The organism is Streptomyces sp. SD31, assembly GCF_052068475.1.
Taxonomy (GTDB): Bacteria; Actinomycetota; Actinomycetes; order Streptomycetales; family Streptomycetaceae; genus Streptomyces.
In genome coordinates, this window is sequence record NZ_JBQHCX010000003.1 from 449,982 (window position 1) to 474,957 (window position 24,976).

Sequence of the window (24,976 nt, forward strand, 5' to 3'; positions counted from 1 at the left end):
GCTGGTCGCGCAGTTCCCCGCGCCCCTTAGGGGGCGTTGCCGAACCGGCCCCCCAACTGGCGCGGCCCGCGCAGCACTCATCCCCCACGGCGCGGGCCGCGCCGCCGCACGCGACAACGACCCAGGAGAGGGCATGGAGAACAGCAAGGCCACCGGTGCGGATGCATCCCAGCCCGTCCGGCGTTTGAGGACAAGGCCCGTTCAGGGCCGAAGCGGGGGTCTGGGGGCGGCAGCCCCCAGGGATGGGACGGGTAGGGGCGGCGGGGGCGAGAAAAGCCACGCCCAACGCATCGCCGCCGCCCGCCACAGCCGCACCCTGCACCTCACCGGCTGCGCCGCCCTCCTCGCCATCGCCCTCACCGCCGGCTCCATAGCGCTCGGCGCCGCACGCGACAAGCCCACCCAAAGCGTCGAAACCACATCCGCCGCCGTATCACCGGGCCTACTCACCAGCGGCGACCTGGACGCCGGCATCACCACCCTCCAGGCCCACCTCCGCACCCAGCCAAGGGACTTCACCGGCTGGTCCACCCTCGGCCTCGCCTACGTCGAACAGGCCCGCACCAAGGGCGACCCCTCCCGCTACCCCCAGGCCGACCAGGCCTTCCAGCGCTCCCTCTCCCTCGAACCCGACAACGACCAGGCCCTCGCCGGCCGCGCCGCCCTCGCCGCGGCCCGGCACGACTTCGAGGACGCCCTGAACTACGCCGACCGGGCCCTGAAGGAGAACCCGTACAGCGAACGCGCCCTGTGCACCCGAGTCGACGCCCTGGTCGAACTCGGCCGCTACCCCGACGCCGCCAAGGCCGCCGACACCGCCGACGACCGCCGCCCGGGCATCCCCGTCTTCACGCGCTACGCCTACGTACGCGAACTGCACGGCGACGTACGGACCGCCGAGCGCGTCCTCGAACAGGCGCTCTCCTCCGCCGTCACACCCGGCGACATCGCGTACGTCGCCACCCAGCTCGGCCAACTCGCCTGGAACCAGGGCGACTACGACACGGCCCTCACTCACTACGCCCGCGCCCTGGCCGCCGACGAGAACTATGTCCCCGCCCTCGAAGGCCGCGCCCGCGCACAGGCGGCGAGCGGCGACAGGACCGGCGCGCTCAAGGGCCTGAAGGACGTCGTCTCCCGCCACCCCCTCCCCGGACCGCTCGTCGAACTCGGCGAGCTGTACGAGGCGACCGGTGACAAGGTCAAGGCCGACGACCAGTACGCCCTGGTCGACGCCTGGACGGCCCTCGCCCGTGCCAACGGCGTCAACGCCGACCTCGACACCGCCCTCGCGGCCGCCGACCACGGCGACAAGGCCTCGGCCCTGCGCGCCGCCCGCGCCGAGTGGAAGCGCCGCCAGACCGTGCACACGGCGGATGCCCTCGCCTGGGCACTGCACGTCAACGGCAAGGACGAGGAAGCCCTCCCGTACGCCCGCAGGGCCACGGCCACCGGCTACCGCAACGCCGCGTTCCTCCACCACCGCGGGATCATCGAGCGCGCCACGGGACACACCGAGGACGCCCGCGAGCACCTCCGGGCCGCGCTGAAGCTGAACCCCGGCTTCTCACCGCTGGGCGCCCGAGAAGCCCGTACGGCACTCAAGGGCCTGGAGGCGGCCAAGTGACCCCTCGTCGTCTGTTCGCATCCTCCACCGCCGTCCTCACGACGGCCTGCGCGCTCGCCCTGCTCCCCTCCGCCCCCGCGAGCGCGCACCCCCTCGGCAACTTCACCGTCAACCGCTACGACGGCCTCGTCGCCGCCCCCGGCGAACTGCGTGTCCACCACGTCGAGGACCTCGCCGAGATCCCGGCGACGCAGGCGAAGCCGGACATCGAGAAGGCGGGCGGCATGACGGCGTGGGCCCGGCAGCGGTGCGCGAAGGCCGCGCAGGGCAGCGAGGTCACCGTGGACGGCCGTACGGTCGCTCTGAAGCTGAACAGCAGCCACGCGCGTGTGCGGCCCGGCCAGGCGGGCCTTGACACCCTCCGCGTGGAGTGCCGTCTGACGGCACCGCTTCCCGAGGACGCCTCGGTCGCCCTCGGCTTCCGCGGCGCGGGCGCGGAAGCCGGCCCCGGCTGGCGGGAGATCACGGCGCGCGGCGACCGGATGACACTCGCCGCCTCGGACGTGCCGAAGGAGTCGGTCTCCCGCGAACTGACCGCGTACCCCGAGGAGTTGCTGTCCTCCCCGGCCGACACCGACACCGCGTCCGTACGCGTACTTCCCGGCGGACCGGCCCTGGCCGAGGCGGAGCAGGACACCCCCGCCTCCTCCGTCCTGCCGCGCGGCGCCGACCGCTGGACGCGCGCCCTGGACGGCCTGGTCTCCCGCCAGGACCTCACCGTCGGCTTCGCCGCCCTCGCCCTGGTCATCGCGGTCTTCCTCGGCGCGATGCACGCGCTCGCCCCGGGCCACGGCAAGACCCTGATGGCCGCGGTGGCGGCGGCCCGTGGCGGCCGGGCCCGTATGAAGGACGTGCTGCCCCTGGCCGCCTCGGTGACGGTCACGCACACCCTGGGCGTGGTCGCCCTGGGCGTCCTGGTCACGGCCGGCTCGGCGGCGGCCCCCTCGGTGATCACCTGGCTGGGCATCGCGAGCGGCGCCCTGGTGATCGCGGCGGGCGCGACCCTCGTACGGCGGGCTTGGCACGTCCGGAAACACGGGCACGGGCACGGGCACCCGCACGGGCACACTCACGATCACGATCACGACCATGCCCACCGCCACGACCACGCCCACGAGCGCCAACCGGTCCTGGTGGCCGCGCACGCCCCCTCCTCAGCGGAGGCCCCCGCACCCACGCCGGAGCACGCTCCCGCACACCACCACAGCCACCACGAGCACGACCACACCCCCACCGGCTCCCGCGGCCTCCTCACCCACACCCACAACGGCTTCACCCACACCCACTCCACCGCCCCCACCCTCCGCGGCACGATCCTCCTCGGCTTCGCCGGCGGGCTCGTGCCCAGTCCCTCCGCGGTCGTCGTGCTCGTGGGTGCGGCGGCGCTCGGGAAGGCGTGGTTCGGGCTGCTGCTCGTCGTCGCGTACGGCGTCGGACTCGCGCTCACCCTCACCGCGGCCGGGTTCGCCGTCGTGAGGCTGGGTACGGGAGTGACGCGGGTGCTGGACAGCCGGCCCCGTTGGATGGGCCACCCCCTGACGGTCTTCGTCCGCAGGACCGCACCTCTGGGATCCGCGGTGCTCGTCGTACTGATCGGAGCCGGATTGGTTCTCCAGGGGGCGGCATCCGCACTCAACTGAGCTACTTTTGTGGAGAATGCGCACGGATGCGAATGGGGGACGCCCGTGTCCGAAGAATCGGGCAGTGAACGTCTGATCGCGGGCCGCTACCGCCTCCTGTCCCCGCTCGGCGAGGGCGGCATGGGCACCGTGTGGCGGGCCCGCGACGAGCTGCTGCACCGCGAGGTCGCCGTCAAGGAGGTGCGCGCCCCGCACGGGCTGCCGCTGCCGGAGGTCGAGCGGATGTACGCCCGGCTGGAGCGCGAGGCGTGGGCGGCGGCGCGGGTCGCCAACCGCAATGTCGTCACGGTGTACGACGTGGCCACCCAGGACGGCAGACCCTGGATCGTGATGGAACTGGTCCGCGGTATCTCGCTGGCCGAGCTGCTGGACGCCGAGGGCCCGCTGAGCCCGCAGCGCGCCGCGCACATCGGCGCCGAGGTGCTGGCCGCGCTGCGGGCCGCGCACGAGGCGGGGGTGCTGCACCGGGACGTGAAGCCGGCCAACGTGCTGCTGTCGAACGACGGCCGGGTCGTCCTGACGGACTTCGGCATCGCCATGGTCGAGGGCAGCTCCGCACTGACGATGACCGGCGAGGTCATCGGCTCCCCCGAGTTCCTGGCCCCGGAGCGGGCGCTGGGCCGCACCCCCGGACCGGAGTCCGACCTGTGGTCGCTCGGCGTACTCCTCTACGCGGCCGTGGAGGGCAACTCCCCGTTCCGCCAGGACACCCCGCTGAGCACCCTGCGCGCGATCGTCGACGAGGAGCTGCCGCCGCCCCGCCGGGCCGGCCCGCTCACCCCCGTCATCGAGGGACTGCTGCGCAAGGACCCGGCCGAACGGCTGCCGGCCGACCTCGCCGAACAGGACCTGCGGATCATCGGGGCGGGCGGCACACCTCGCGCGGACACCGCGGGGTCAGGCCCCTACGCGCCGACCGTCGCGGCCTTCCCCGCACCGGGACGGACCGCCCCGACGGCCCCGGTCCCCCCACCCACGCCGACCCGGCCCTTCACCGGCACCCCTGCCTCCGCCACGAGACACGACGGTTCGGACCGTCCCGACCGCAACCGCCGCGCCGTCGTCGCCCTGATCGCGGGCCTCACCGCCCTCGCACTGGCTCTGGCGGGGCTGACGTACGCCCTCCTCAACCGCGGGGGCGACGGCGAGGAGGCGGGCGGCGACACCACCAGCCAGGAGAGCGACGCGACCGCGCCGACCGAGACCGGGGACGAGAACACCTCCGGCGAGGCCGAGAGCCCGACACCGAGCCCGAGCAGCAGCCGTCCGACCGCTCCGGCGCCGCAGTCCGTGAAGGTGACGCTGACGGGGGCCGAGACGGAGTACTCCGGGTCCTGTCCGCCGCCGAGCGGCGAGGCGCCGTCCTTCACGGCCACGTTCACGGTGGGGCGGCTGCCGGCCGAGGTCAGCTATCGCTGGGTGTCCGAGGACGGGGAGGTCATGGATTCGGGCTGGAAGACCCTGTCGTTCCCGGAGGGCGGCGAACGGACCAAGCAGGACAGGGCGTTCGTGACGACGTACGACGAGAGCGGGACGTTCGAGAACGAGATCAGCGTCGAGGTCCGCGACCCGGTGGAGACGAAGTCCGACTCGGTGCCGTTCTCGGTGACCTGCGTGACGGAGACCCCGACGGACGGGGTCTCGCCAACGCCCAGCGAGTCGCCGAGCTCGTAGGAGAGCCGGCTGTGCGGGGGTTCAGGCCGCGCTGTTCAGCACCGGCAGATAACCACCCGACTGGCCCGCGGCCGTCGGGTGGTACGACTCCGGGATGTTGAGCCAGTTCACGGCGTGCATCCACGAGCTGCCGGAGCAGATCTCATGCCCGGTGAAGGCGGGCCGCACATCACCGAAGGTGAATCCGTGGTCCAGGGCTCGCTTCTCGGTCGCGGCGTCGATGTAGTCGGCCGCGTCGTTGAGCGCCCTGCGCTTGGTCTCGGACAGACCGAGGCACCCCGACGCGCCCAGCTTGTAGAAGCGGGGGTAGCCGAGTACGACCACATGGGCGGACGGGGCCCTGGTCCGAATGGCCGTGTAGACGGTGTCGAGCCGGCCGGGCAGCGTCGAGTCGACGAACGCCTTCGCGGTGTTGATCCGTGAGACGCAGGCGCTGTCGGACTGGAGCACACAGGTCGTCATGATGTCGGCGAAGCCCGCGTCGTTGCCGCCGATCGTGATGGACACGAGTGCGGTGGCGGAGTTGAGCGGGCCGAGCTGACCGGCCATGACATCACTCGTACGAGCGCCGGAGCAGGCGGTGAAGTCGAACGACGAGGGTGAGTTCGCGGCGGCCCACAGGTACGGGTACGCCTTCGTGCTGCGCTTGCAGTCGCCGCTGGAGCTGATGTAGCTGCCCGCGCCGAGGCCGGAGGAGTAGGAGTCGCCGAGGGCCACATAGCCGCCGGTGGCAGCGGTGTCGGCGGCCTGCGCGGTGGCGGTCCCGGTGAGGGCGGCACTGACGGCGAGGAGGAGTGAGGCGACGTATGCGGTAAATCGGGAACGTCTCATGGAACCTCCCTATAGCAGGATCTCTGCCGTAACCGTCGTACCAACTACGCGTGTTGACGGGAAGTGTCCATGCCAAGACTTTTCCGGTCATCACGGGTCGCCACCTGTGAGTTGCCCATGGGTTTGATTTCGTGTTCATGACAGGATTGTTGACAGATCGTCAACTCCCTTGTCCTCCATACCGGGAGCACAGATCCTTTACCTCGGCCCGGAACAGGAACGCGCCGTTCCGGGCCGTGCGTGCGAGGACGCGCGCACCCCCCACATGTGCGCGCACCACCCATGCGCGCCGCCAGGAGGAGGACTCCCTCGTAATGGCACAACTGCGTAGCAAGAAGTTCCGGTTCGCCGCGATAACCAGCCTGGCGACCGCCGCCCTCGTCGGCGGACTCACGTCCCTCCCCGCCCAGGCCGCCCCGGCCGAGGGGAAGGTCCTGGCCGCCGGCTCCCCCACGGCGATCAAGGACAGCTACATCGTCACGCTCAAGAAGAGCGCCGGCCTCAAGGCCGCCTCGAGCGCGGGCAAGAGCCTGATCAAGGAGTACGGCGGCTCGGTGAACAAGACGTTCGGCACCGCGCTGAACGGCTATGCCGCCACCCTCTCCGCGACCGAGGCCAAGAGACTCGCCGCCGACCCGGCGGTGGCCGCGGTCGAGCAGAACCAGCGCGTCACGATGGACGCCACGCAGTCCAGCGCCCCCTGGGGCCTGGACCGCATCGACCAGACCTCGCTTCCGCTCTCCGGCACCTACACCTACCCGGACACCGCGGGCAGCGGCGTGACCGTGTACGTCATCGACACCGGCGTCCGCATCACGCACCAGCAGATCGCCGGCCGGGCCACCAACGGCTACGACGCCGTCGACGGTGACAACGTCGCCCAGGACGGCAACGGGCACGGCACCCACGTGGCCACCACGATCGCGGGTTCGACCTACGGCGTCGCCAAGAACGCGAAGATCGTGGCGGTCCGGGTGCTGAACAACAGCGGCTCGGGCACCACGGCGGGCGTGGTCGCGGGCATCGACTGGGTGACGGCGAACCACTCGGGTCCCTCGGTCGCCAACATGTCGCTCGGCGGCGGCGTTTCCACCGCTCTGGACACGGCCGTGCGCAACTCCATCGCCAGCGGCGTGACCTACGCCATTGCGGCCGGAAACAGCTCCACCAACGCCTCGTCCTCCTCCCCGGCCCGGGTCACCGAGGCCATCACGGTCGGCGCCACCACCAGCTCGGACGCCCGGGCCAGCTACTCGAACTACGGCTCGGTCCTGGACATCTTCGCGCCCGGCTCCTCGATCACGGCGGGCTGGTACACCAGCGACACCGCCACGAACACCATCTCCGGTACGTCGATGGCCACCCCGCACGTCGCGGGCGCGGCCGCCGTCTATCTGGCGGGCCACACCTCGGCCACCCCGGCCGCGGTCGCCTCGGCCCTGACGAGCGGCGCCACCACCAACGCGGTCACCAGCCCCGGCACCGGTTCGCCGAACCGGCTGCTGAAGCTCGTGCCGTAGCAGCTCCCGTGACAACTCCCGTCACAGCACACCGCACGAGCTGAACGAACCGTCCCCCGGAGACGCCCGCCGTCTCCGGGGGACGTCTTGACGGCCCCCACGGAACTGAGCCACATTGAAGCCCGGCATCCGGCGCTTCGGGGGGCAAAGTCGCCAATGCAGACCTTACGTACCAAGGCACGTATCAAGACGGCTTCATCCAGAGCCGACGCTCAGGACGGCGAGCGCGTGCGGCCGGGACCGGGGAGGGACCTGGCGCCGCTGCTCGCGGGCGCCGCCACGGCGGCGGGCGGATTCGGCGCCGTGCTCGCGCTGGTCGACTCGGGCTCGCCGCTGCGCGGCCCGTTCACGCTGTTCTTCCTGCTCGCCGCACCGGCCGCGGCGATCGCCGCCGCGCTGCGCGGGCTGGAACCCTTCGGCCGGACCATCGCCTCGGTCGCGGGCGCGGTCGTCGTCAACATGCTGGTGGCCCAGGGCATGCTCGCCGTGCACCGGTGGTCGGTACGCGGCGGGATCGTGGCCGTGACCGCGATCAGCGCCGTCATTCTCCTGCTGGTCCTGCTGCGGCGGCTAAGCGGCCGTACGACGCGAAGGCGGACTGACTGACGTGGACATCAGCGTGTACCGCCCCGGCGAGCTCAGCTCCGCCGACCGGGCGGCGTGGACCTCGATGCAGTCCAAGGCCCATCTGCAGGGTTCGCCCGAGCTGGCCAACCCGTTCCTGTCCCCCGAGTTCGCGCTCGCGGTCGGTCGTTGCCGGCGCGGGGTGCGGATCGCGGTCGTACGGGAGGGCGGTGAGCCGGCCGCCTTCTTCCCGTTCCAGCGGACGGCGGCCGGTGTCGGCCGGGCGATCGGCCTCGGCGTCTCGGACGCCCAGGGGCTGGTGCACCGGCCCGGGTTCACCTGGGACGCCAGGGAGCTGCTGAAGGCGTGCGGGCTCGCCGTATGGGAGTTCGACCACCTGGTGGAGGGCCAGGCGGCGTTCGCGGCGGAGGCCTCCGGCACGTTCCCGTCCCCGGTCATGGACGTCGACCAGGGGTACGAGGCGTATCTGAGCCAACTGCGCGCGAGGTCACCGAAGTTCACCAGGACGACGCTCGCCAAGGAGCGCAAGCTGGGCCGGGACCACGGGGGTGTGCGGTATGTGCACGACGAGCGCGATCCGGCCGCCCTGCGCACGCTGATGGCCTGGAAGTCCGCGCAGTACCGCAGGACCGGGCGCAGTGACCGCTTCGCGCACGAGTGGATCACCCGGCTCGTGGATCAGCTGTTCCACACCCGCTCCGAGCCGTTCGCGGGGATCCTGTCGGTGCTGTACGCGGGCGGCAAGCCGATCGCGGCGCACTTCGGGCTGCGCACCGAGCGGGTGCTGGCCTGCTGGTTCCCGGCCTACGACCCGGCGCTCTCGAAATACTCGCCGGGGCTGGTGCTGCATCTGCGCATGGCCGAGGCGGCCGCCGCCGACGGCATCGCCTATCTCGATCTCGGCCGGGGTCAGAAGGAATACAAGGACTCCCTGAAGACACGTGAGCTGATCGTGTCGGAGGGGTGGGTGACCCGGCGTCACCCGGTCGCGTTCGGACACCGGGCACGCCGTGCCCCGGTCCGTGCGCTGCGCAACACCGTGCAGACCCGGCCGGAGCTGTTCGAACCGGCGGACCGGCTCCTCAAGCGTATGGGGAGGATCCGCTCCAGGTAGGTGACTTCGGTCAAACCAACAAAAACGTGAGAGCTCGTTCCAGCTCTTGCCATACAGTCTCAATCATCAATACCGTCGTACATCTCGCGCGCATCGGACTGTCATCAGCGGCTCCAGGGGAGGGCTCAAGGACCGCGACAGTCCCGGCGCGGGGCGCGGTAGGGGGGTGCTCGGTGACGATGTCCGCATGCGTGACCGAGTCGTGCCGCGCGACCGGCTGCCGTTTTGGCGGCGGTCGGCCAGATTTGCCAGCTCACTTCACGTACACGGAAAGCCAGTCGGCAGGGAGCCGGTCAGCCGTGCCGTGAGTGAGAACCCCCCTTTCGAACCGGACAAAATACCGGGCCGCCCAGGGGCGGGCGGTCCACCGGACGAGAGGGACCAGACTCATGAGTTCTGTTCTGCGCCCGGCGGTTGCAGACCAAGATCTGTCAACAGCCGGCAAGTACCGCCCTGTCTCCTCGCACATGGCCATCGCGCCGCCGGTGAGCGTGGTGATACCGGCCATGAACGAGGCCGAGAACCTTCCGTACGTCTTCAAGACGCTCCCGGACTGGATACACGAAGTCGTCCTGGTGGACGGCAACTCCACCGACGACACCGTCGAAGTGGCCCGTGAGCTGTGGCCGGACGTCAAGGTCGTGCGGCAGCGCGGCAAGGGCAAGGGGGATGCCCTGATCACCGGGTTCGAGGCGGCCACCGGCGACATCATCGTGATGGTCGACGCGGACGGCTCGGCCGACGGCCAGGAGATCGTGTCGTACGTCTCCGCCCTCGTCTCGGGCGCGGACTTCGCCAAGGGGTCCCGCTTCGCCAACGGCGGCGGCACCGACGACATGACGCCGATCCGCAAGCTGGGCAACTGGGCGCTGTGCACGGCCGTCAACCGTAAGTTCGGCGCCCGCTACACCGATCTCTGCTACGGATACAACGCGTTCTGGCGGCACTGCCTGGACAAGATCGACCTCGACTGCACCGGCTTCGAGGTGGAGACCCTGATGAACATCCGGGTCGTCAAGGCGGGTCTGAAGGTGCAGGAGATCCCCAGCCACGAGTACCTCCGCATCCATGGCACGAGCAATCTGCGGGCCGTGCGGGACGGGCTGAGGGTGCTCAAGGTGATCCTCAAGGAGCGCTCCAACCGGCGTGCCCTGCGCAGCCGCAGGAACCACTCCCCGATGCTCGACTCGGTTCACTCGGTGCGGGGAGAGGCGTCTTGAGCGGTCCCGACATCTCCGTCGTGATCTGCGTGTACACCGAGGACCGCTGGGAGGACATCCTCGCGGCGGTCTCCTCGGTGCGGGCGCAGGCGTATCCGGCCCTGGAGACGCTGCTGGTCGTCGACCACAACGAGGCGCTCCTGGACCGGCTGACCAAGGAGTACAAGGAAGCGACCGGCATCCGGGTGCTCGCCAACGCGGGCCCCCGCGGCCTGTCCGCCGGCCGCAACACCGGCATCGCCGCCTCGTACGGCGAGGTGATCGCGTTCCTCGACGACGACGCGGTGGCCGAGCGGGACTGGCTGAGGTACTTCGCGGCCGGGTACGCCGACCCGGGCGTCATGGCCGTCGGCGGACGCACGGAGCCGATCTGGGCGTCGGGGCGCCGGCCGGTCTGGTTCCCGGAGGAGTTCGACTGGGTGGTCGGCTGCACCTACCGGGGCCTGCCGCGCGGGCGGGTGAAGGTGCGCAACGTCCTCGGTGGCAACGCCTCCTTCCGGCGTACGGCGTTCGACTTCGCGGGCGGCTTCGCCTCCGGCATCGGGCGCGACGGTGACCGGCTGCCGCTGGGCGGCGAGGAGACGGAGCTGTGCATCCGGCTGACGCGGGCCCGGCCGGACGCGGTGCTGCTGATCGACGACCGCGCGGTGATCCATCACCGGGTGCCCGGAGCGCGCGAGCACTTCCGGTACTTCCGCACGCGTACCTACGCCGAGGGCCTGTCGAAGGCGCTGGTGTCCCGAAGTGTGGGCGCGGACAAGGGACTCGAGTCCGAGCGCCGGTACACCACCCGGGTGCTGCCGGCCGGGGTGGCGCGCGGGCTGCGGGATGCCGTACTGGCGCGGCCGGGCGGTGCGGGGCGGGCGGGCGCGATCGTCGCGGGGGTGCTGACGGCGGCCGGTGGGTACGTGGTGGGCAGTGTCCGGGCCCGCCGGGGTGGCGTTACGTACTCGGTGGCCGGGGTCGAAAGGGAAGCCGGCGAGGGGGAAGCCGGCCGCGAGGGGGGCATCAGATGAGCGACGCGCGCGTGCCGATTCTCATGTACCACGCGGTCTCCACCTCGCCGAACGACGCCACCCGCGATCTGTCGGTGACGCCGGAGGCGTTCGCGGAGCAGATGGCGCTGATCGGCGATCTGGGCCTGACCCCGGTCAGGACGGCCGATCTCGCGGCGCGCTGGCGCTCGGGCAGACCGCTGCCCGAGCGGCCTGTGCTGATCACCTTCGACGACGGCTACGAGGGCGTGCACCGGCACGCCCTGCCCGTGCTCGCCAAGCACGGCTTCCCGGCCACGCTGTTCGTCTCCACGGGCTGGCTGAAGGGCCCGCACGACACCGGCGGCGGCCTGGACACCATGCTCGACTGGGCCCAGGTCCGCGAACTCGCCGAGGAGGACGTGGAGATAGGCGGCCACAGTCATACGCACCCGCAGCTCGACCAACTCCCGGACGGCAGGCTGCGCTCCGAGCTGATCCTCTGCAAGGAGATCATCAGCGACGAACTCGGCACCGCCCCGGCCTCCTTCGCCTACCCGTACGGCTACTCCAGCCGCCGGGTGCGCGAAGCTGTGCGCGAGACGGGGTACGCCCAGGCGCTGGCCGTCAACAACGGCCTCGCGCGGCGGCGACAGGGGCCGTACGCCCTCACCCGCCTCACCGTGCGCCGAGGCACCGGCATCCAGGAGTTCCAGCGGATGGTCGAGAGCCGTGCGATCACCCGCACCTTCGCCAGGGACCGTGCCCTGACCAAGGGGTACGCCGTGGTCCGCAGAACCCGACAGGTCCGCCGGAAGGCCATCCGTTCCCGTGTCTGACACGACGACCAAGACCGAGCCCGCATCGACCGACGCGACGGCGCCCGAGCAGTCGGGACGCCGGCTTCGCCTGCCCGGCATGGGCGGGCCCTCCGGGGGCAGTCAGCTGTTCCGCAACGCCTACGCCCTGATGATCAACACCGGCGTCTCCGCCGTACTGGGGCTCGGTTTCTGGCTGGCCGCCGCCCGCTACTACTCCGAGTCCGCGGTCGGCCAGGGGTCCGCCGCGATCGCCGCGATGAAGTTCCTCGCGGGTCTGACCGCGGTGGCGCTGACGGGCGCGCTGGCCCGTTTCATCCCGGTGGCGGGACGCAGGAGCGGTCGGCTCATCTTCCGGACGTATGCGGGGAGTTGCGTGATCGTGGCCCTGGCCGCGGGCGTGTTCCTGCTGACGCTGGATCTGTGGGGGCCGTCGTACCGGTTCCTGAACGGGGCGGCGGGCGGGCTCTTCTTCGTCGTCGCCGTCGTCGCCTGGAACCTGCTCACGCTCCAGGACGGCGTGCTGACCGGGCTGCGCAGTGCGGTGTGGGTGCCGGTCGGCAACACCGTGTTCTCCGCGGTGAAGCTGGGTCTGCTGGTGGCGTTCGCGGTGGCGATCCCCACCGCCGGTGTCTTCGTGTCCTGGGTCGCGGCGATCGCGGTGTCGGTGCTGCCGCTGGGCTGGCTGGTGTTCCGGCGCCTGGTGCCGCGCCATGTGCAGGCGACCGCGGACCACACCAGCCCGCCGTCCCTGAAGGAGATCGGCAAGTTCCTGGCGGGCGACTACACCGGCTCGCTGTTCTCCCTCGCCGTGGTCTATCTCATTCCGGTGATCGTGGCCGCGCAGGTCTCCGCCGAGGACAACGCGTACTTCTACATCACGGCCACCATCGGCGGCACGGTCAATCTGCTCGCCATCAACATGGGCGCCTCCCTCACGGTCGAGGGCTCGCACGATCCGAGGCGGCTGGCCGCCAACACCCGCGCCGCGCTCCGGCGCATGGCGCGGATCATGGTGCCGGTCGCCGCGATCCTGTTCTTCGGGGCGCCCTGGATCCTGGGCGTCTTCGGCCAGGGCTACGCGGACGCGGCGACCCCGCTGCTGCGCTGGTTCGCGGTCGGCGCGCTGCTGCGGGTCGTCATGGAGACGTACTTCGCGGTCCTGCGCGCGCAGAGCCGCACCGCCGGACTGGCCTGGCTGCAGGGCCTGCTGTGTGCCCTGGTGCTGGGCCTGACGCTGCTGCTGCTCCCCCGTATGGGCCTGACCGGCGCCGGTGTCGCCGAGATCGTCTCCCTCGCGGTGATCGTCGCGATCGCCGCGCCCAAGCTGTACCGGACCGCGCGGGCGACGCCGGCCGAGGTCCCGGAGGACGCGGCCCCCGACGGTGACCTCGCCGACCTGGGGGCGCGCAGGCGCATGCCCGCCTGGGCGCTCGACACGGACACCCTCGCGCTCGGCATCCACGTCGACTTCGACCACCTGGAACGCCGCCCGGACGTCCGCCCGGGGCCGGGTACGCCGCCCACGGGCACGCCGCCGGTACGCCTCGAACACCGGCCGGACCACCGCCCGACCTGGGCACGCAAGCCCGAGGCGGGGCTCCCGGTCGAGATGGGGGTCCCCCCGCTCGAGCGAATCCGAGAGTGGGGGAGCGAGCCGGGCTCGGAGGCGTCGCTCGGGCCCGCCGAGGTGGACGCGCCGTTCGAGGCCGACTTCGACATGCCGGGCGCGAGCGACGAGGCCCTACCGGAGGAGCGCGAGGAGGCTGCCGTACGGGAGGAGGCCGTCGTACGGCAGGAGTCCGCCGTACGGGAAGAGCCGCCCATGCCCGAAGAGCCCGTACGACAGCCCGACGCGCCCTCGCTCACCTGGCGTGAGCGGCTGCTGCCCACCCGCCTCGGGGTCGTCCTCGGCTGTCTGCTGGTCGCCGCGCTGCTGCTGTACTGGGTGCCCGCGCTACGGCTCGGCGAGGCTGATCTGGACGGCATGGGCGGGCTCGGGCTGATCTCGGTGCTGCCGATGCCGACGCTGGTCGGGGCCGCGCTGCTGGCGGTGGTGTTCGCCTCGCTGCTGTGGCTGGGCCGGGAGCACCGGGCGTTGCTGCTGGTCACCCTGGTCGCGACGGTCGTGTCGCTGCACTCCCTGCCCGCCCTGATCGAGACCGAGCCGCGCTTCGCGACGGCGTGGCAGCACCTGGGCTTCCTCGACTACATCGACCGCACCGGGTCGGCCGTGCCCGACCTGGACGCGCGCTGGAGCTGGCCGGGCTTCTTCGCGGTGGCCGCGTTCGCCGCGAAGGCGTGCGGGGTCAGTGACCTCACCGAGGTCATCCGCTGGTGGCCGCTGGCCATGCAACTGCTCTACCTGGTCCCGATGTTCCTGCTGGTGCGCTCGATGCGGGCGAGCTGGCGGGCCAAGTGGACCGGCATCTGGATCTTCGTGCTCAGCGGCTGGGTGGGCCAGGACTACTTCTCGCCGCAGGGCTTCACCTATCTGCTGTACCTGGTGTTCGCGGCGATCCTGCTGGTCTGGTTCCGGGCGCCGCACGTGATCTGGACGAAGCGGCGGCCCGGCGAGGTCGAGGTCGAGCCGACGGACCGGCGGCAGCGGGCCGTGCTGCTGTTGGTCGTGACCGGGCTGTTCGCGGCGAGCGTCCCGGCCCACCAGCTCACGCCGTTCGTGATGCTGGGCGTGCTGACGGCGCTCGTGCTGATCGGCAAGTCCGAACTGCGCGGTCTGCCCATCCTGTTCGGTGTCATGGTGACGGTCTGGATCGGTTTCATGGCCGAGCCGTACTGGTCGGGCCACTTCGACGAACTCTTCGGCGGGGTCGGCGGCGTCGGCAGCAATGTGTCGTCCTCCGTCTCCGGCCGCATCGAGGGCGGCAGCTCCACCCACAAGCTGGTGCTGTACACGCGCGTGCTGCTCGCCGGCAGCGTGATGGCCATGGCCTGCTGGGGCTGGTGGCGCCGGCGCTTCCACCACTACCGGGAGCGCTCGCTGCTCGTCCTCACCTTCGTGCCGTTCCTGGGCTTCGGCATGCAGTCGTACGGCGGTGAGATGGCGCTGCGGGTCTTCATGTTCGCCCTGCCCGGCGCGGCGCTGCTGGCCGGGCTCGCCCTCTTCCCGCGCACCGGCGTCACCGCCAAGGAGCGCGACAAGGACAAGGTGAGCCTCGCCCCGCTGGCCGCGCTGATGGCGGGCCTGGTCCTCATGGGCGGCTTCCTGGTGGCCCGTTGGGGCAACGAGCCGTTCGAACGGGTGCGGCCCGGCGAGGTCGCCGCCATGGAGTACGTGTACGCCCATGACGATCCGTCCCTGCGGCTTCTGTGGCTGAGCGACGATCCGGTCAACGTGGTGACGCCGTCGATGCCGTGGGGCTCGCGGGACATGGAGAAGGTCGAGTACCTGCCGACGCTGGCGCCGGTCGACCCGGTGCTGGTGTCGGGCCTGGTGAAGTCGCTCAAGGACGCGGGCCCGAACTCGTATCTGATGATCAACCGCGGTCAGGTCACCTATCTCCGGATGGACGTGGGCTATTCGGCGACCTGGGAGTCGCGGCTGATCCAGAACCTGGACAAGCGGCAGGAGCTGAAGAAGGTCTTCGTCAACGCCGACGTGACGATGTACGCGCTGCGGAAGCAGCCCGCGGGCGAGGTGCCGAAGGCCGATCCCGGTCCGATCGGGCCGCAGGTGACCTGGACGCCGTGGTCGGTGGTCGGGGGCCTGGCTGCTCTCGCGCTGATCGTGCTGTTGATGGCCCGCGAGGTCGTCCGGGTGGCGGTGCGGCCGGGCGTGCGGCAACTGCGGTGGTTGCAGAGCAGCTTCTGGTTCTCGCTGCCGCTGCTGGCGGTGCTGTTGGCTTCGCTCGTGCAGCGGTTCCTGACGATCAAGTAGCCGATCAGGCAGGGAGCGGACAGACGGTCCCGCGGAGGTGAAGTGGCTCAGCGCTTGAGCCACTTCACCTCGTACGCCTGCAGCTCGATCTTCTTGCCGTCGATCTCCGCGCCGGTCTGCCGGTCGAGGGTGTTCACGACGAGGACCACCTTGTCGGTGGCCAGGACCCGGACGTCGGGCTGGTCGGCGTCGGCGACGGACACCTTCTTGTACTCGGTGCCCGGCCGGAACTCCTCGCCGAACCGGGAGACCAGGTCGTACATCGGCAGCTTCTCTCCGCCACCCGCGGTGTCGGTCGGCGTCCACAGACAGCCGGCGCACTCGGTGCCCTTCTCCTCCTGCGGGTTCCAGTAGAAGGCGGAGGAGGCGCCGCCCTTGGCCAGCGCGATCATTCCGGCGGCCTGGACGGCGACGCGGCGGGCCTCGGACCAGCCCTTGCGGTCGTCGTTGCCGTCGGCGGGCTCGACGTAGTACTCGGCCCACCACAGCGGCAGGTCACCGGTCTGCCGCCGCACCCACTGGCCCACGGCCGTGAACTTGTCGGTGGCCGTGAACTCGTCGGGCAGCAGCTCGTCGTCCCGGGTGTAGCTGGAGCCGTCCACGACGACGAAGTCGGCGCCCACCTTGTGCTCGTTCCAGTACGCGAAGGCATCGACGATGCGCTGGTCCAGGGCGCCCCACCTGCCCTTCAACGCCGTCGAGGCCTCCTCGGCGCGCGGGTCGACGCTGTCCATCACGAGGTACGGCCCACCGACCATGATGTCCGGGTTGACCTTCTTCAACGCCTTGTGGACGAGGTTGTAGAGCCGGGTGTAGCCCTCGTAGTCCCAGCGGGCCTCGGCGTCGTTCCAGAAGCCCTTGAACTCGTTCCAGACGATGAAGTGCCGTACGTCCGGATAGCGCTTGGCGACGGTCACGGCCAGCGCGGCGAAGTCCTCGAAGTGCTCGGGCTCGGGCGCCGTCTCCAGGGCGGCCTGGCTCCAGTCGGTGTTGTCGACGCCGGCCTTGCCGCCCTTCATCCAGTCGGGGGCGCAGCACAGGGTGACGACCGGGGTGCTGCCGGAGGCGCGGACGAAGTCGATACGGCGGTCCATCGCCTCGAAGTCGTAACGCCCCTGGACCGGCTCGGGGTTGTCGGCGCCCCAGCCCATGATGTGCTGGATCTGCGGCAGTCCCCCGGCGTCCGCGAGCCGTCCCTCGACGCGCTGCACGGCTGTGGCGGCGCCCTCGTCGGCGCTGTACTGGGTGTGCGTGAATCCCCAGCCGACCTCGGGGTTCGTGGCGTCCGGAGTGGCGGTCGGGTTGCCGTGCACCTTGTCGCCGTCGCGTGTGGTGCCCTCGGTGCTCGCGCCGTTTCCGGGAAGCGTGTTGAGCAGGGTCACCACCAGGGCCAGAGCGGCCACGCCCACACCGAGCAGCGCGGTGAGCCGCCACCGCCGTGCCCCCGAATTCCACCCATGACGTCCCATCAAGGACAACGGTAACGGGGGCGACAGCCGTCCGGGCAGGTTTCGTCACTCTGGACCTTTGGCGGTACGTGCCACGGAAACCGGGTGCACCGGACCGCCGTGTGACGGATCATGGCCGCATGTCTGCGAACCCACACGACGCTCTGCCGATCCGGCTCAACGTCGACGACAGCGACTCGCCGTCCGACGTCGTCGACGCGCTGTTCCTCGGCCGCTTCGCGACGGGCGAGCAGCCGTACTCGCACGCGGCGAACATCGACCGCGTACGGTCCGGGGCGACGCTCCTGCCGCCGGGCGCCCGCGTCCTGCGCACCGCCCGCGACGACGACCGCAGCGCGACGCTGGCGGAGGGCGACGGCTGGACCCTGCTGGTTTCCCGCTGGAACCGGGGCGCCGACGTCACGGTGACGGCGACCAGCGAGGAACTGGCCGCGCGCGTGCTGGGCGAGGCCACGGACGGCGCGGCGGACGAGCCCGAGCCGCAGCCGGAGAACGTGACCATGGGCTTTTGGTACGTCTCCCCCAGGCGCGGTCCGCACCGCACGACCCGGCAGATCTCGGCGGGCACCTGGGACGAGGTGCGGGACAACTACACCGCGCCGGTCGCGGACGCGATGGACCGGCTGATGAAGACGACCCCGGAGGACATCGCGGGCCGTCTGCTCCTGCTGCACGGCCCGCCGGGCACGGGCAAGACGTCGGCGCTGCGGACGCTGGCCCGCTCCTGGCGGGACTGGTGCCAGGTGGACTGTGTGCTGGACCCGGAGCGGCTGTTCAGTGACGTCGGCTATCTGATGGACATCGCGATCGGCGAGGAGGACGGGACCGGCAAGGGCCGCTGGCGGCTGCTGCTCCTGGAGGACTGCGACGAGCTGATCCGCGGCGAGGCCAAGCACACGGCGGGCCAGGCGCTGTCGCGATTGCTGAACCTGACGGACGGCCTGCTGGGCCAGGGCCGTAACGTCCTGGTCGGCGTGACGACCAACGAGGACCTGGAGCGGCTCCACCCCGCCGTCGTCCGCCCCGGCCGCTGTCTGGCCCGCATCGAGGTGGGGCCGCTGACCCGCCGGGAGGCGGTGAACTGGCTGGGCACCGACGAGGGTGTCGGCCGGGAGGGGGCCACCCTGGCGGAGCTGTACGCGCTGAAGCGGGGCACCTCCCCGACGTCGCTGCCGGAGCCGCGGGACGGGGCGGACGCGGGGCTGTACCTCTAGGCCCTGTCGGCAGATTCCCGCCCTCCGGGCGGACGACGGGACTGTGCGGACACGACCTGGGCCTCCGGTGCTTTCATGGTGGTATGACCCTGTTCCTCGGGACGTCGGGATGGCAGTACAAGGACTGGCGGGGTGCCTTCTATCCCCCCGATGTGCCCATGCGGCGGTGGCTGGAGGAGTACACGGAGTGCTTCGCCACGGTGGAGATCAACAACGCGTTCTACCGGTTGCCGACGCGGGAGAACTTCGAGGCCTGGCGTGAACGAGTGCCGCGGGACTTCGTGGTCGCGGTGAAGGCGAGCCGCTACCTCACCCACATCAAGCGCCTCAAGGATCCCGAGGAACCGGTCCACCGTCTGATGTCCCACGCGGCGGGCCTGGGCGACCGCCTGGGACCGGTACTCCTCCAGCTCCCGCCGACTCTGCGCGCCGACCCCGATCTCCTGGACGCCTGCCTGGCCTGCTTCCCGTCGGGGACGCGGATCGCGGTCGAGCCCCGCCACGAGTCCTGGTGGACGCCGGAGATCCGCAAGGTCCTGGAGTCCCGGGAGGCCGCCCTGTGCTGGGCCGACGTCCAGGCCCGCCCGGTGACCCCTCTGTGGCGCACCACGGACTGGGGGTACGTCCGCTTCCACCAGGGCCGCGCCCACCCCTGGCCCCGCTACGGCCGACGCTCCCTGGAGACCTGGGTCGACCGCATCGCGACCACCTGGTCCGACGCCGAGGACATGTTCGCGTACTTCAACAACGACCCCGGCGGGGCGGCGGTCCAGGACGCGGTGGTCTTCGGGAGGGCGGCGACGCGAGCGGGCCGCACGGTCACCCGCACGCCGGAGTTGGCCACCCGCCGCTGATCACTCCCCGTAAGCCGCCCGCAGGGCATCCCGCACGGCCGCCAACGCGTCGGCCTCCGCGAGCCCAAGCCTGCGAGCCCGCTCCACATAGGCCTGCGCGGCCGCCGCCAGCTCACGTTCCGCGGCCGAGCCGGCGGCGGCCACGAACGTGCCGTTGCGCCCGCGCGTCTCGATCACCCCGTCGCTCTCCAGCGCCCGGTACGCCTTGGCGACCGTGTTGGCCGCCAGTCCCAGCGACTCCGCCAGCCCTCGCACGGTCGGCAGCCGGTACCCGACCGGCAGCACCCCCGACCGCGCCTGCTCGGAGATCTGCGCCCGAACCTGCTCGTACGGCGCGGCACTGTCGTCGATGTGGATCTTCAAGGTCACGCAGCGATTGTCCCGTACCTGCCGGAAAATAAGAGGCAGCCCGGCGGATCTCGCCAGTAGCGTGCGCCGTGATGACTATCACCGTGCGCCCCCTGCGTCCCGAGGTCCGAGCCGACGTCGAGGGCTTCGCCCATGTCCGGCACCTCGCCCTTCCCTTCTTTCTGGTGACCCCGGACTCCATCGCCTACGACGTCAGCCACATCCACCCGGACGCCCACTACCGGCCGCTCGTCGCGGAGGAGGACGGCGAGGTGATCGGCACCGCCCAGGTCGGGCTCGTCAACGAGAGCCCGGAGCCCGGGCAGGCCTACGTCAACGTGTACGTCCACCCGGAGCGCACCCGCCGCGGCGCGGGCACGCTGCTGGTCCGCACCGCCGAGGAGTACTTGGCCGAGCGAGGAGCGACCAGGCTGTTCGCCTGGATCCTCGACGCACCGGGCAACCGCGCCTTCGCCGAACGGCACGGCTATCGCGAGGGCCGCTCGGCGCACTTCCTCCGCCTTGACCTGGCGCACGGCACGCTGCCGCCCCTCCAGGCCCCGCCCTCGGGCGTGGAGCTGCGCACGGGGGCCGACTTCGCGGACGATCCGCGCCCGCTGTTCGAGCTGGACGCGGTGGCCGCGTCGGACGAACCGAGCGACGTCGCCTACGCGTTCACGGACTACGAGGCCTGGCTGGAGGAGACCTGGAACCACCCCCTGGTCAGCCGCGAGCTGACCTCCGTCGCCGTCGTCGACGGCCGCCCCGTCGCCTTCAGCGTGGCCCGCACGGACGGTGGCACCCGGTACGGCACCGTCATCACCGGCACCGCCCGTGACTTCCGGGGACGTGGCCTCGCCAAGCTCGCCAAGAACGACTCCCTGCACCGCGCCCGCGCCGCCGGGCTCACGGAGGCATTCACGGGCAACGACACCGGCAACGGGCCGATGCTCGCGATCAACAAGTGGTTCGGGTACGAGATCTGCGCGACGGAGGTGCGCTATGTCCGCGAACTCGGCTGATCAGGCCCGCCTGCTGGACGTGGTCCTGGTCAAGGGCGGCCGTACGAAGATCCGTTACGAGGCCGAACTGCTGGCCGACGACGGCACCCGCGTCGCCGTCCGCGCTCCCTGGTCCGGCGCCGGCGTCCGCGACTTCGGCTTCGTCCGTTTCGAGCCGGGCGATGTCTTCACCGAGTATTACTGGCGCGACCGCTGGTACGCCGTGAAGGAGGTCCGCGACGCCGCGGGGGCCCTCAAGGGCTGGTACTGCGACATCACCCGCCCGGCCACGCTGTCCGGCGCGGAGCTGGTCGTCGAGGACCTCGACCTGGACCTGTGGTGCTCCGCCGACGGCTCGGACGTACGCCGTCTGGACGAGGACGAGTTCGCCGAGAGCGGCCTCGCGCGGACGGATCCGCAGGCCGCCGCGGCCGCCGTGTCCGCGCTGGACGCACTGGAGGCGCTGGCGCGCGGGGAGGGTTTCGCGGGGCTGCTCGGATAGCTCCCGAAGGCCTGCTGGGCCTGCTGGGCCTGCTGGACAGCTGCCGAAGGCACCACCCCTGGGTCAGGCCACCCCCGCCACCACCGCGTACCGCTCGTCGTCCACGTCCTTCCCCCACAGCCGGGCGTCACCGGACAGTCGCTCCACGCGCACGTCCCGGGCGAGGGGTGCAAGCAGAGCGGTGAGCCGTGCCGCCGGTATACCGACCGACGGCACGGTCGTCCCCCACACCCCCTCCACCAGCACGAACCGCCCTCCCGGGCGAAGCAGCCCGCGCCAGTGCCGCAGGACGCGGCCCGGGTCGGGCAGGGCCCACAGGACATGCCGTACGAGCACCACGTCGAACCGCTCCTCGCCCACCGGGGGCGCCGCCGCGTCGCCGACGAGGAACGCCGCGTCCCGCCCGGCGAGCTTGGCGCGGGCGAGGTCGACCATCGCCGGGGAGCGGTCCACCCCGGTGACCCGGTGTCCCTGCTCGGCCGCGAGGAGCGACAGGCTGCCGGTGCCGCAGCCGACGTCGAGGACGTCGGACGGGCGTGCGGGCAGCCAGGACCGCAGCCGGGAAGCCCAGGCCTGGCGCACCTCGGGGTCGCGCAGGCCGTGGTCCGGTTCCTCGTCGAAGGAGACGGCCGCCGCGTCCCAGTCCACATCCATACCCGCCCCCGTGATGGCGTGCTCACCGTTCGTCATGGGCCAAGAGTGACACCCGCCACTGACAGTCGGATGGTGACAGCCGCCACTGACAGGACCAGCGACGATGAGGAACTCTCGCCAAAAGGGTCTACCTCCGTGACAACGCGGAACTCGGTGGCCCTGAAGGAGGCAGCCATGCGCCGTGTAACCGTGCAGAAGCCCCTGAAGAGGAAGACGGATGCCCGTCGGCTCCGGGAGGAGGCGGACGAGTCCCCCTCGGGACGACCGGAGGTCCGCAAGGACATCGCGCGGACCTGGTGGCCGGAAGGCTGAAACGCCCTCCCGGTCGCATGAAACAACTCAGCTGATCCGCTTGCGGTAGTGGACGCGGTCGTACGGGCCGTCCACGCGACGCTCGACGACCTCGTAGCCGTACTTCGGATAGATCTTCTGGTTCTCCCACATCAGGGCGTTCGTGTAGAGCCTGATCTCGGGCAGGCCGAGCGCACGCGCGCGTGCGTCGACGAAGTGCAGCAGCCGTCGCCCCACGCCCTTTCCGTGTGCGTCGGGGTGGACGGCGATGCTGTCGAGGAACAGATGGTCCTCGTGCACCTCGAGCACGACGAGCCCGATCACGGGAACGCCCGTCACGAACACCTTCCCCTCGGCCACGTTCGCGGCGTGGTCCGCCTCCATGGGGACGGGCACCCGTCCGATGCGCTCGATGTAGCGGTGGTAGGCGGCATCGGTCACGGCCTTCACCACGCCTACGTCGGCGGCGACCGCCGGCCTGATGTCGTCGTCCGTCATAGCGCGACAGTATCTACCTGATCGCAGTCTCAGCACTCCCTTAAGGCGACCCTAAAGATCGCCATCAGCCGCCGTCGGCAGGCGATTTCGCGGTTTCCTCGGGCTAGCTTCTGATCGCCCCCACGGGATTCACCCCACGCGTCAGAGGCCCCCTTGAGGAGATCTTCCATGCCCGCACGCCGCAAGGCCGCCGCCGTCACCGTGCTCGGCCTGACCCCGCTCGCCCTGACCGCGCTCGCCACGGCTCCCGCCGCGGCGCACGGTTCGATGGGCGACCCGGTCAGTCGGGTCTCGCAGTGTTATGCGGAGGGCCCCGAGAGCCCGAAGTCCGCCGCCTGCAAGGCTGCGGTCGCGGCCGGCGGCACCCAGGCCCTCTACGACTGGAACGGCATACGCATCGGCGACGCGGCCGGCCGGCACCAGGAGCTGATCCCGGACGGCAAGCTGTGCAGCGCGAACAGCGACGCCTTCAAGGGCCTCGACCTGGCCCGCGCCGACTGGCCGGCGACGAGCGTGAGCAGCGGGTCGTACACCTTCAAGTACCGCGTGACCGCCCCGCACAAGGGCACCTTCAAGGTCTACCTCACCAAGGCGGGGTACGACCCCACGAAGCCGCTGGCCTGGGACGACCTGGACCTGGCGAACCCGGTGGCGACGGTCACCGATCCGGCGGCCTCGGGCGGCTTCTACACGTTCTCCGGCACCCTCCCCGAGCGCTCCGGCAAGCAGCTGCTGTACGCGGTCTGGCAGCGCTCGGACAGCCCGGAGGCGTTCTACTCCTGCTCGGACGTCACGTTCGGGGGCGGCGCCGACGGGGGCGGTACCGATGGCGAGGCCTCGGCGGCGCCGAGCGCCTCCGCGCCCTCCGAGGAGCAGATCGAGGACGGTGCCGACGAGTCGACGGTCGAGCACCACGGCCACGGCGACCAGGACGCCGGTACGTCGGCGGAGCCGGTCGCGGCGGCCGAGGAGGACCAGCCCACCGCCCCGGCCAACCGGCCGAAGGCCGCCGGTGCCGCCGAGAACCTCGCCGAGACGGGCGGGGACAGCGGCACGGCGTATCTCGCGATGGGCGGTGCGGCGACTCTCGCGCTCGGGTCGGCGGTCCTGTTCGCGTCGATGCGCAGGCGGGCGACGGCCGGCGGGCGCCACGACCGCTGACACCACGGACACCACGGACACCCAAGGCTCCGGGGTCTGACCGGCGGCTCAGGCCGGTCAGACCCCGGCGGTGCGTCCCGCGCTCCCGCACTCACGTGCTCACGTGCTCACGTGCTCACGTGCTCGCGTGCTCAACCGATCGCGGACGCACAGGTGGTGGGTGTGGCGCGCGCCGGGTCGAGCGCGTTGGCCACCTCGTGGAAGGCGATCCGGTCGGTCAGCCCCAGGAACGCGTGCTCGGATATGTCGACCGCGCACAGGTCCTGGATCAAAACGTTCTTCACACCGGGCCCGTTCAGGAACTGACTCCGGTACGGCGTGACCACCTCGTCGTACTTGGTGGCGATGACCGTGTAGTGGACGCCGGGGACGGTGTCGCCGCCCTCGTTGAGCTTGGTCATGAAGTCGGATCCGACGACCTGCTGGGCGAGGGCGGGAGTGGCCGTGGAGAGCAGGTCCTCCGCGCCGGGGAAGTACGGCAGCAGGTGGGTGAGCCCGGCCAGGGTGGTGCCGTGGTTGTTGGGCGCGATGCCGACGAGGGCGTTCACCTTGGCGGCACCGCCGAGGAACTTGAGGTAGTAGCGGGGCATCATGCCGCCCTGTGAGTGGCCGACGAGGTCGGCCTTGGCGGCGCCGGTGGCGGCGAGCACCTTGTCGACATAGGCGGAGAGTTGCTCCGCCGACTTGTCGATGGGGCCGAGGGCGTGGAAGAACGGCACGCCCGGCAGCTGCCCGTAGTCGAGGGAGAAGACGCAGTAGCCGCGATTCTCCAGGTATGGCGCGAGTCCCAGCCAGTTGTCGACGGAGTTCGCGAAGGTGCCGTGCACGAGGACGACGGGACGGGGGTGGGCGGCGGACGGCTTGCAGGAGTAGTCGTTCCAGCCACTGTTCGAGGTCGCCGCCGCCTCGGCCGCCTGGGCGGTGGTGGCGGCGGGGAGGACGGCGACCGCGGTGGTCAGCAGCAGCGCGGCCAGGGGTCTGAGCGCGCGTTTCCAGGGCAGCATCGTGTGATCTCCTTGCGGCTCAAGGGAGGTGCGACGGCCTTACGCCCTGTGATCCGGATCACGAGGATGCTGTTCACTC

The 24,976-nt window shown here is 71.2% G+C and carries 22 protein-coding genes; 16 read left to right on the top strand and 6 right to left on the bottom strand.

Features of this window, described 5'->3' with window-relative positions:
* Nucleotides 1-133: 133 nt before the first annotated feature.
* From ACTMVF_RS09450 to ACTMVF_RS09460, 3 genes are read left to right on the top strand one after another with little or no spacing between them, the layout of a single operon-like run.
* Nucleotides 134-1,627, top strand: coding sequence for a tetratricopeptide repeat protein (locus ACTMVF_RS09450; protein ID WP_441270484.1), 1,494 nt, complete (start codon nucleotides 134-136; stop codon nucleotides 1,625-1,627).
* On the top strand, nucleotides 1,624-3,267 hold the full coding sequence (locus tag ACTMVF_RS09455; protein WP_441270485.1) for a HoxN/HupN/NixA family nickel/cobalt transporter: 1,644 nt from the start codon (nucleotides 1,624-1,626) through the stop codon (nucleotides 3,265-3,267). The genes ACTMVF_RS09450 and ACTMVF_RS09455 overlap by 4 nt, the downstream gene beginning before the upstream one ends.
* 45 nt (nucleotides 3,268-3,312) lie before the next feature.
* Nucleotides 3,313-4,941 carry a serine/threonine-protein kinase gene (locus ACTMVF_RS09460; protein WP_441270486.1) on the top strand — a complete coding sequence of 543 codons (1,629 nt, stop codon included), beginning with the start codon at nucleotides 3,313-3,315 and terminating at the stop codon, nucleotides 4,939-4,941.
* A 21-nt stretch (nucleotides 4,942-4,962) separates the two neighbouring features.
* Here the strand turns inward: ACTMVF_RS09460 and ACTMVF_RS09465 are convergent, their stop codons facing one another.
* A complete protein-coding gene (locus tag ACTMVF_RS09465) occupies nucleotides 4,963-5,772 on the bottom strand; it encodes an SGNH/GDSL hydrolase family protein (RefSeq protein WP_441270487.1) in 810 nt (269 codons plus the stop codon).
* Between the two features lie 314 nt (nucleotides 5,773-6,086).
* Between ACTMVF_RS09465 and ACTMVF_RS09470 the strand changes: the two genes are divergently transcribed.
* The 7 genes from ACTMVF_RS09470 (at nucleotide 6,087) to ACTMVF_RS09500 (ending at nucleotide 15,901) form a co-directional block, all read left to right on the top strand.
* Nucleotides 6,087-7,292 carry a S8 family peptidase gene (locus ACTMVF_RS09470; protein ID WP_441270488.1) on the top strand — a complete coding sequence of 402 codons (1,206 nt, stop codon included), beginning with the start codon at nucleotides 6,087-6,089 and terminating at the stop codon, nucleotides 7,290-7,292.
* A gap of 156 nt (nucleotides 7,293-7,448) precedes the next feature.
* Nucleotides 7,449-7,898 (top strand): hypothetical protein, encoded by a 450-nt coding sequence (locus ACTMVF_RS09475; protein WP_441270489.1) that lies wholly within the window; start codon nucleotides 7,449-7,451, stop codon nucleotides 7,896-7,898.
* Nucleotide 7,899: 1 nt separating this feature from the next.
* Nucleotides 7,900-8,991 (top strand): GNAT family N-acetyltransferase, encoded by a 1,092-nt coding sequence (locus ACTMVF_RS09480; RefSeq protein ID WP_441270490.1) that lies wholly within the window; start codon nucleotides 7,900-7,902, stop codon nucleotides 8,989-8,991.
* A gap of 389 nt (nucleotides 8,992-9,380) precedes the next feature.
* Nucleotides 9,381-10,211 (top strand): glycosyltransferase family 2 protein, encoded by an 831-nt coding sequence (locus tag ACTMVF_RS09485; protein ID WP_441270491.1) that lies wholly within the window; start codon nucleotides 9,381-9,383, stop codon nucleotides 10,209-10,211.
* Nucleotides 10,208-11,227, top strand: a complete 1,020-nt coding sequence (locus ACTMVF_RS09490; RefSeq protein WP_441270492.1) for a glycosyltransferase family 2 protein — start codon at nucleotides 10,208-10,210, stop codon at nucleotides 11,225-11,227. Before ACTMVF_RS09485 ends, ACTMVF_RS09490 begins: the two co-directional genes overlap by 4 nt.
* Entirely contained in the window at nucleotides 11,224-12,024 is an 801-nt protein-coding gene (locus ACTMVF_RS09495; protein WP_441270493.1) for a polysaccharide deacetylase family protein, read from the top strand. The genes ACTMVF_RS09490 and ACTMVF_RS09495 overlap by 4 nt, the downstream gene beginning before the upstream one ends.
* Complete coding sequence (locus ACTMVF_RS09500) at nucleotides 12,017-15,901, top strand: lipopolysaccharide biosynthesis protein (RefSeq protein ID WP_441270494.1); 3,885 nt, start codon at nucleotides 12,017-12,019, stop codon at nucleotides 15,899-15,901. Before ACTMVF_RS09495 ends, ACTMVF_RS09500 begins: the two co-directional genes overlap by 8 nt.
* A 47-nt stretch (nucleotides 15,902-15,948) precedes the next feature.
* On the opposite strand, the gene ACTMVF_RS09505 is transcribed toward ACTMVF_RS09500, so the two are convergent.
* Complete coding sequence (locus ACTMVF_RS09505) at nucleotides 15,949-17,370, bottom strand: GH39 family glycosyl hydrolase (protein ID WP_441270495.1); 1,422 nt, start codon at nucleotides 17,368-17,370, stop codon at nucleotides 15,949-15,951.
* 101 nt (nucleotides 17,371-17,471) lie between these two features.
* On the opposite strand from ACTMVF_RS09505, the gene ACTMVF_RS09510 reads away from it, so the two are divergent.
* A complete protein-coding gene (locus tag ACTMVF_RS09510) occupies nucleotides 17,472-18,584 on the top strand; it encodes a DUF5925 domain-containing protein (protein ID WP_441270496.1) in 1,113 nt (370 codons plus the stop codon).
* Nucleotides 18,585-18,667: 83 nt separating this feature from the next.
* On the top strand, nucleotides 18,668-19,438 hold the full coding sequence (locus tag ACTMVF_RS09515) for a DUF72 domain-containing protein (protein WP_441270497.1): 771 nt from the start codon (nucleotides 18,668-18,670) through the stop codon (nucleotides 19,436-19,438).
* Here the strand turns inward: ACTMVF_RS09515 and ACTMVF_RS09520 are convergent, their stop codons facing one another.
* Nucleotides 19,439-19,807, bottom strand: a complete 369-nt coding sequence (locus tag ACTMVF_RS09520; RefSeq protein ID WP_441270498.1) for a GntR family transcriptional regulator — start codon at nucleotides 19,805-19,807, stop codon at nucleotides 19,439-19,441. It abuts the gene before it with no gap.
* Nucleotides 19,808-19,878: 71 nt separating this feature from the next.
* On the opposite strand from ACTMVF_RS09520, the gene ACTMVF_RS09525 reads away from it, so the two are divergent.
* Together ACTMVF_RS09525 and ACTMVF_RS09530 are read left to right on the top strand one after the other, a co-directional pair.
* Nucleotides 19,879-20,808: a GNAT family N-acetyltransferase gene (locus tag ACTMVF_RS09525; RefSeq protein WP_441270499.1), complete on the top strand. Its 930-nt coding sequence runs from the start codon at nucleotides 19,879-19,881 to the stop codon at nucleotides 20,806-20,808.
* Nucleotides 20,789-21,289 carry a DUF402 domain-containing protein gene (locus tag ACTMVF_RS09530; protein WP_441270500.1) on the top strand — a complete coding sequence of 167 codons (501 nt, stop codon included), beginning with the start codon at nucleotides 20,789-20,791 and terminating at the stop codon, nucleotides 21,287-21,289. The genes ACTMVF_RS09525 and ACTMVF_RS09530 overlap by 20 nt, the downstream gene beginning before the upstream one ends.
* A 63-nt stretch (nucleotides 21,290-21,352) precedes the next feature.
* Here ACTMVF_RS09530 and ACTMVF_RS09535 read toward each other — a convergent pair whose 3' ends face one another.
* Entirely contained in the window at nucleotides 21,353-21,979 is a 627-nt protein-coding gene (locus ACTMVF_RS09535; protein WP_441270501.1) for a class I SAM-dependent methyltransferase, read from the bottom strand.
* Between the two features lie 138 nt (nucleotides 21,980-22,117).
* On the opposite strand from ACTMVF_RS09535, the gene ACTMVF_RS09540 reads away from it, so the two are divergent.
* The gene (locus ACTMVF_RS09540; RefSeq protein WP_403333566.1) at nucleotides 22,118-22,255 is read left to right on the top strand and encodes a hypothetical protein; all 138 of its coding nucleotides are present in this window, start codon (nucleotides 22,118-22,120) and stop codon (nucleotides 22,253-22,255) included.
* 27 nt (nucleotides 22,256-22,282) lie between these two features.
* On the opposite strand, the gene ACTMVF_RS09545 is transcribed toward ACTMVF_RS09540, so the two are convergent.
* Nucleotides 22,283-22,732 (bottom strand): GNAT family N-acetyltransferase, encoded by a 450-nt coding sequence (locus tag ACTMVF_RS09545; protein WP_441270502.1) that lies wholly within the window; start codon nucleotides 22,730-22,732, stop codon nucleotides 22,283-22,285.
* Nucleotides 22,733-22,900: 168 nt separating this feature from the next.
* Between ACTMVF_RS09545 and ACTMVF_RS09550 the strand changes: the two genes are divergently transcribed.
* The gene (locus ACTMVF_RS09550; RefSeq protein ID WP_441270503.1) at nucleotides 22,901-23,893 is read left to right on the top strand and encodes a lytic polysaccharide monooxygenase; all 993 of its coding nucleotides are present in this window, start codon (nucleotides 22,901-22,903) and stop codon (nucleotides 23,891-23,893) included.
* Nucleotides 23,894-24,024: 131 nt separating this feature from the next.
* Here the strand turns inward: ACTMVF_RS09550 and ACTMVF_RS09555 are convergent, their stop codons facing one another.
* On the bottom strand, nucleotides 24,025-24,897 hold the full coding sequence (locus ACTMVF_RS09555) for an esterase/lipase family protein (protein ID WP_441270504.1): 873 nt from the start codon (nucleotides 24,895-24,897) through the stop codon (nucleotides 24,025-24,027).
* Nucleotides 24,898-24,976 lie beyond the last annotated feature (79 nt).

Coding starts and splice junctions, on each gene's coding strand:
- ACTMVF_RS09450 (WP_441270484.1), top strand. CDS start 134: ATGGAGAACAGCAAGGCCACCGGTGCGGATGCATCCCAGCCCGTCCGG.
- ACTMVF_RS09465 (WP_441270487.1), bottom strand. CDS start 5,772: ATGAGACGTTCCCGATTTACCGCATACGTCGCCTCACTCCTCCTCGCC.
- ACTMVF_RS09470 (WP_441270488.1), top strand. CDS start 6,087: ATGGCACAACTGCGTAGCAAGAAGTTCCGGTTCGCCGCGATAACCAGC.
- ACTMVF_RS09475 (WP_441270489.1), top strand. CDS start 7,449: ATGCAGACCTTACGTACCAAGGCACGTATCAAGACGGCTTCATCCAGA.
- ACTMVF_RS09485 (WP_441270491.1), top strand. CDS start 9,381: ATGAGTTCTGTTCTGCGCCCGGCGGTTGCAGACCAAGATCTGTCAACA.
- ACTMVF_RS09495 (WP_441270493.1), top strand. CDS start 11,224: ATGAGCGACGCGCGCGTGCCGATTCTCATGTACCACGCGGTCTCCACC.
- ACTMVF_RS09505 (WP_441270495.1), bottom strand. CDS start 17,370: ATGGGACGTCATGGGTGGAATTCGGGGGCACGGCGGTGGCGGCTCACC.
- ACTMVF_RS09515 (WP_441270497.1), top strand. CDS start 18,668: ATGACCCTGTTCCTCGGGACGTCGGGATGGCAGTACAAGGACTGGCGG.
- ACTMVF_RS09525 (WP_441270499.1), top strand. CDS start 19,879: ATGACTATCACCGTGCGCCCCCTGCGTCCCGAGGTCCGAGCCGACGTC.
- ACTMVF_RS09530 (WP_441270500.1), top strand. CDS start 20,789: ATGTCCGCGAACTCGGCTGATCAGGCCCGCCTGCTGGACGTGGTCCTG.
- ACTMVF_RS09535 (WP_441270501.1), bottom strand. CDS start 21,979: ATGACGAACGGTGAGCACGCCATCACGGGGGCGGGTATGGATGTGGAC.
- ACTMVF_RS09540 (WP_403333566.1), top strand. CDS start 22,118: ATGCGCCGTGTAACCGTGCAGAAGCCCCTGAAGAGGAAGACGGATGCC.
- ACTMVF_RS09545 (WP_441270502.1), bottom strand. CDS start 22,732: ATGACGGACGACGACATCAGGCCGGCGGTCGCCGCCGACGTAGGCGTG.
- ACTMVF_RS09550 (WP_441270503.1), top strand. CDS start 22,901: ATGCCCGCACGCCGCAAGGCCGCCGCCGTCACCGTGCTCGGCCTGACC.
- ACTMVF_RS09555 (WP_441270504.1), bottom strand. CDS start 24,897: ATGCTGCCCTGGAAACGCGCGCTCAGACCCCTGGCCGCGCTGCTGCTG.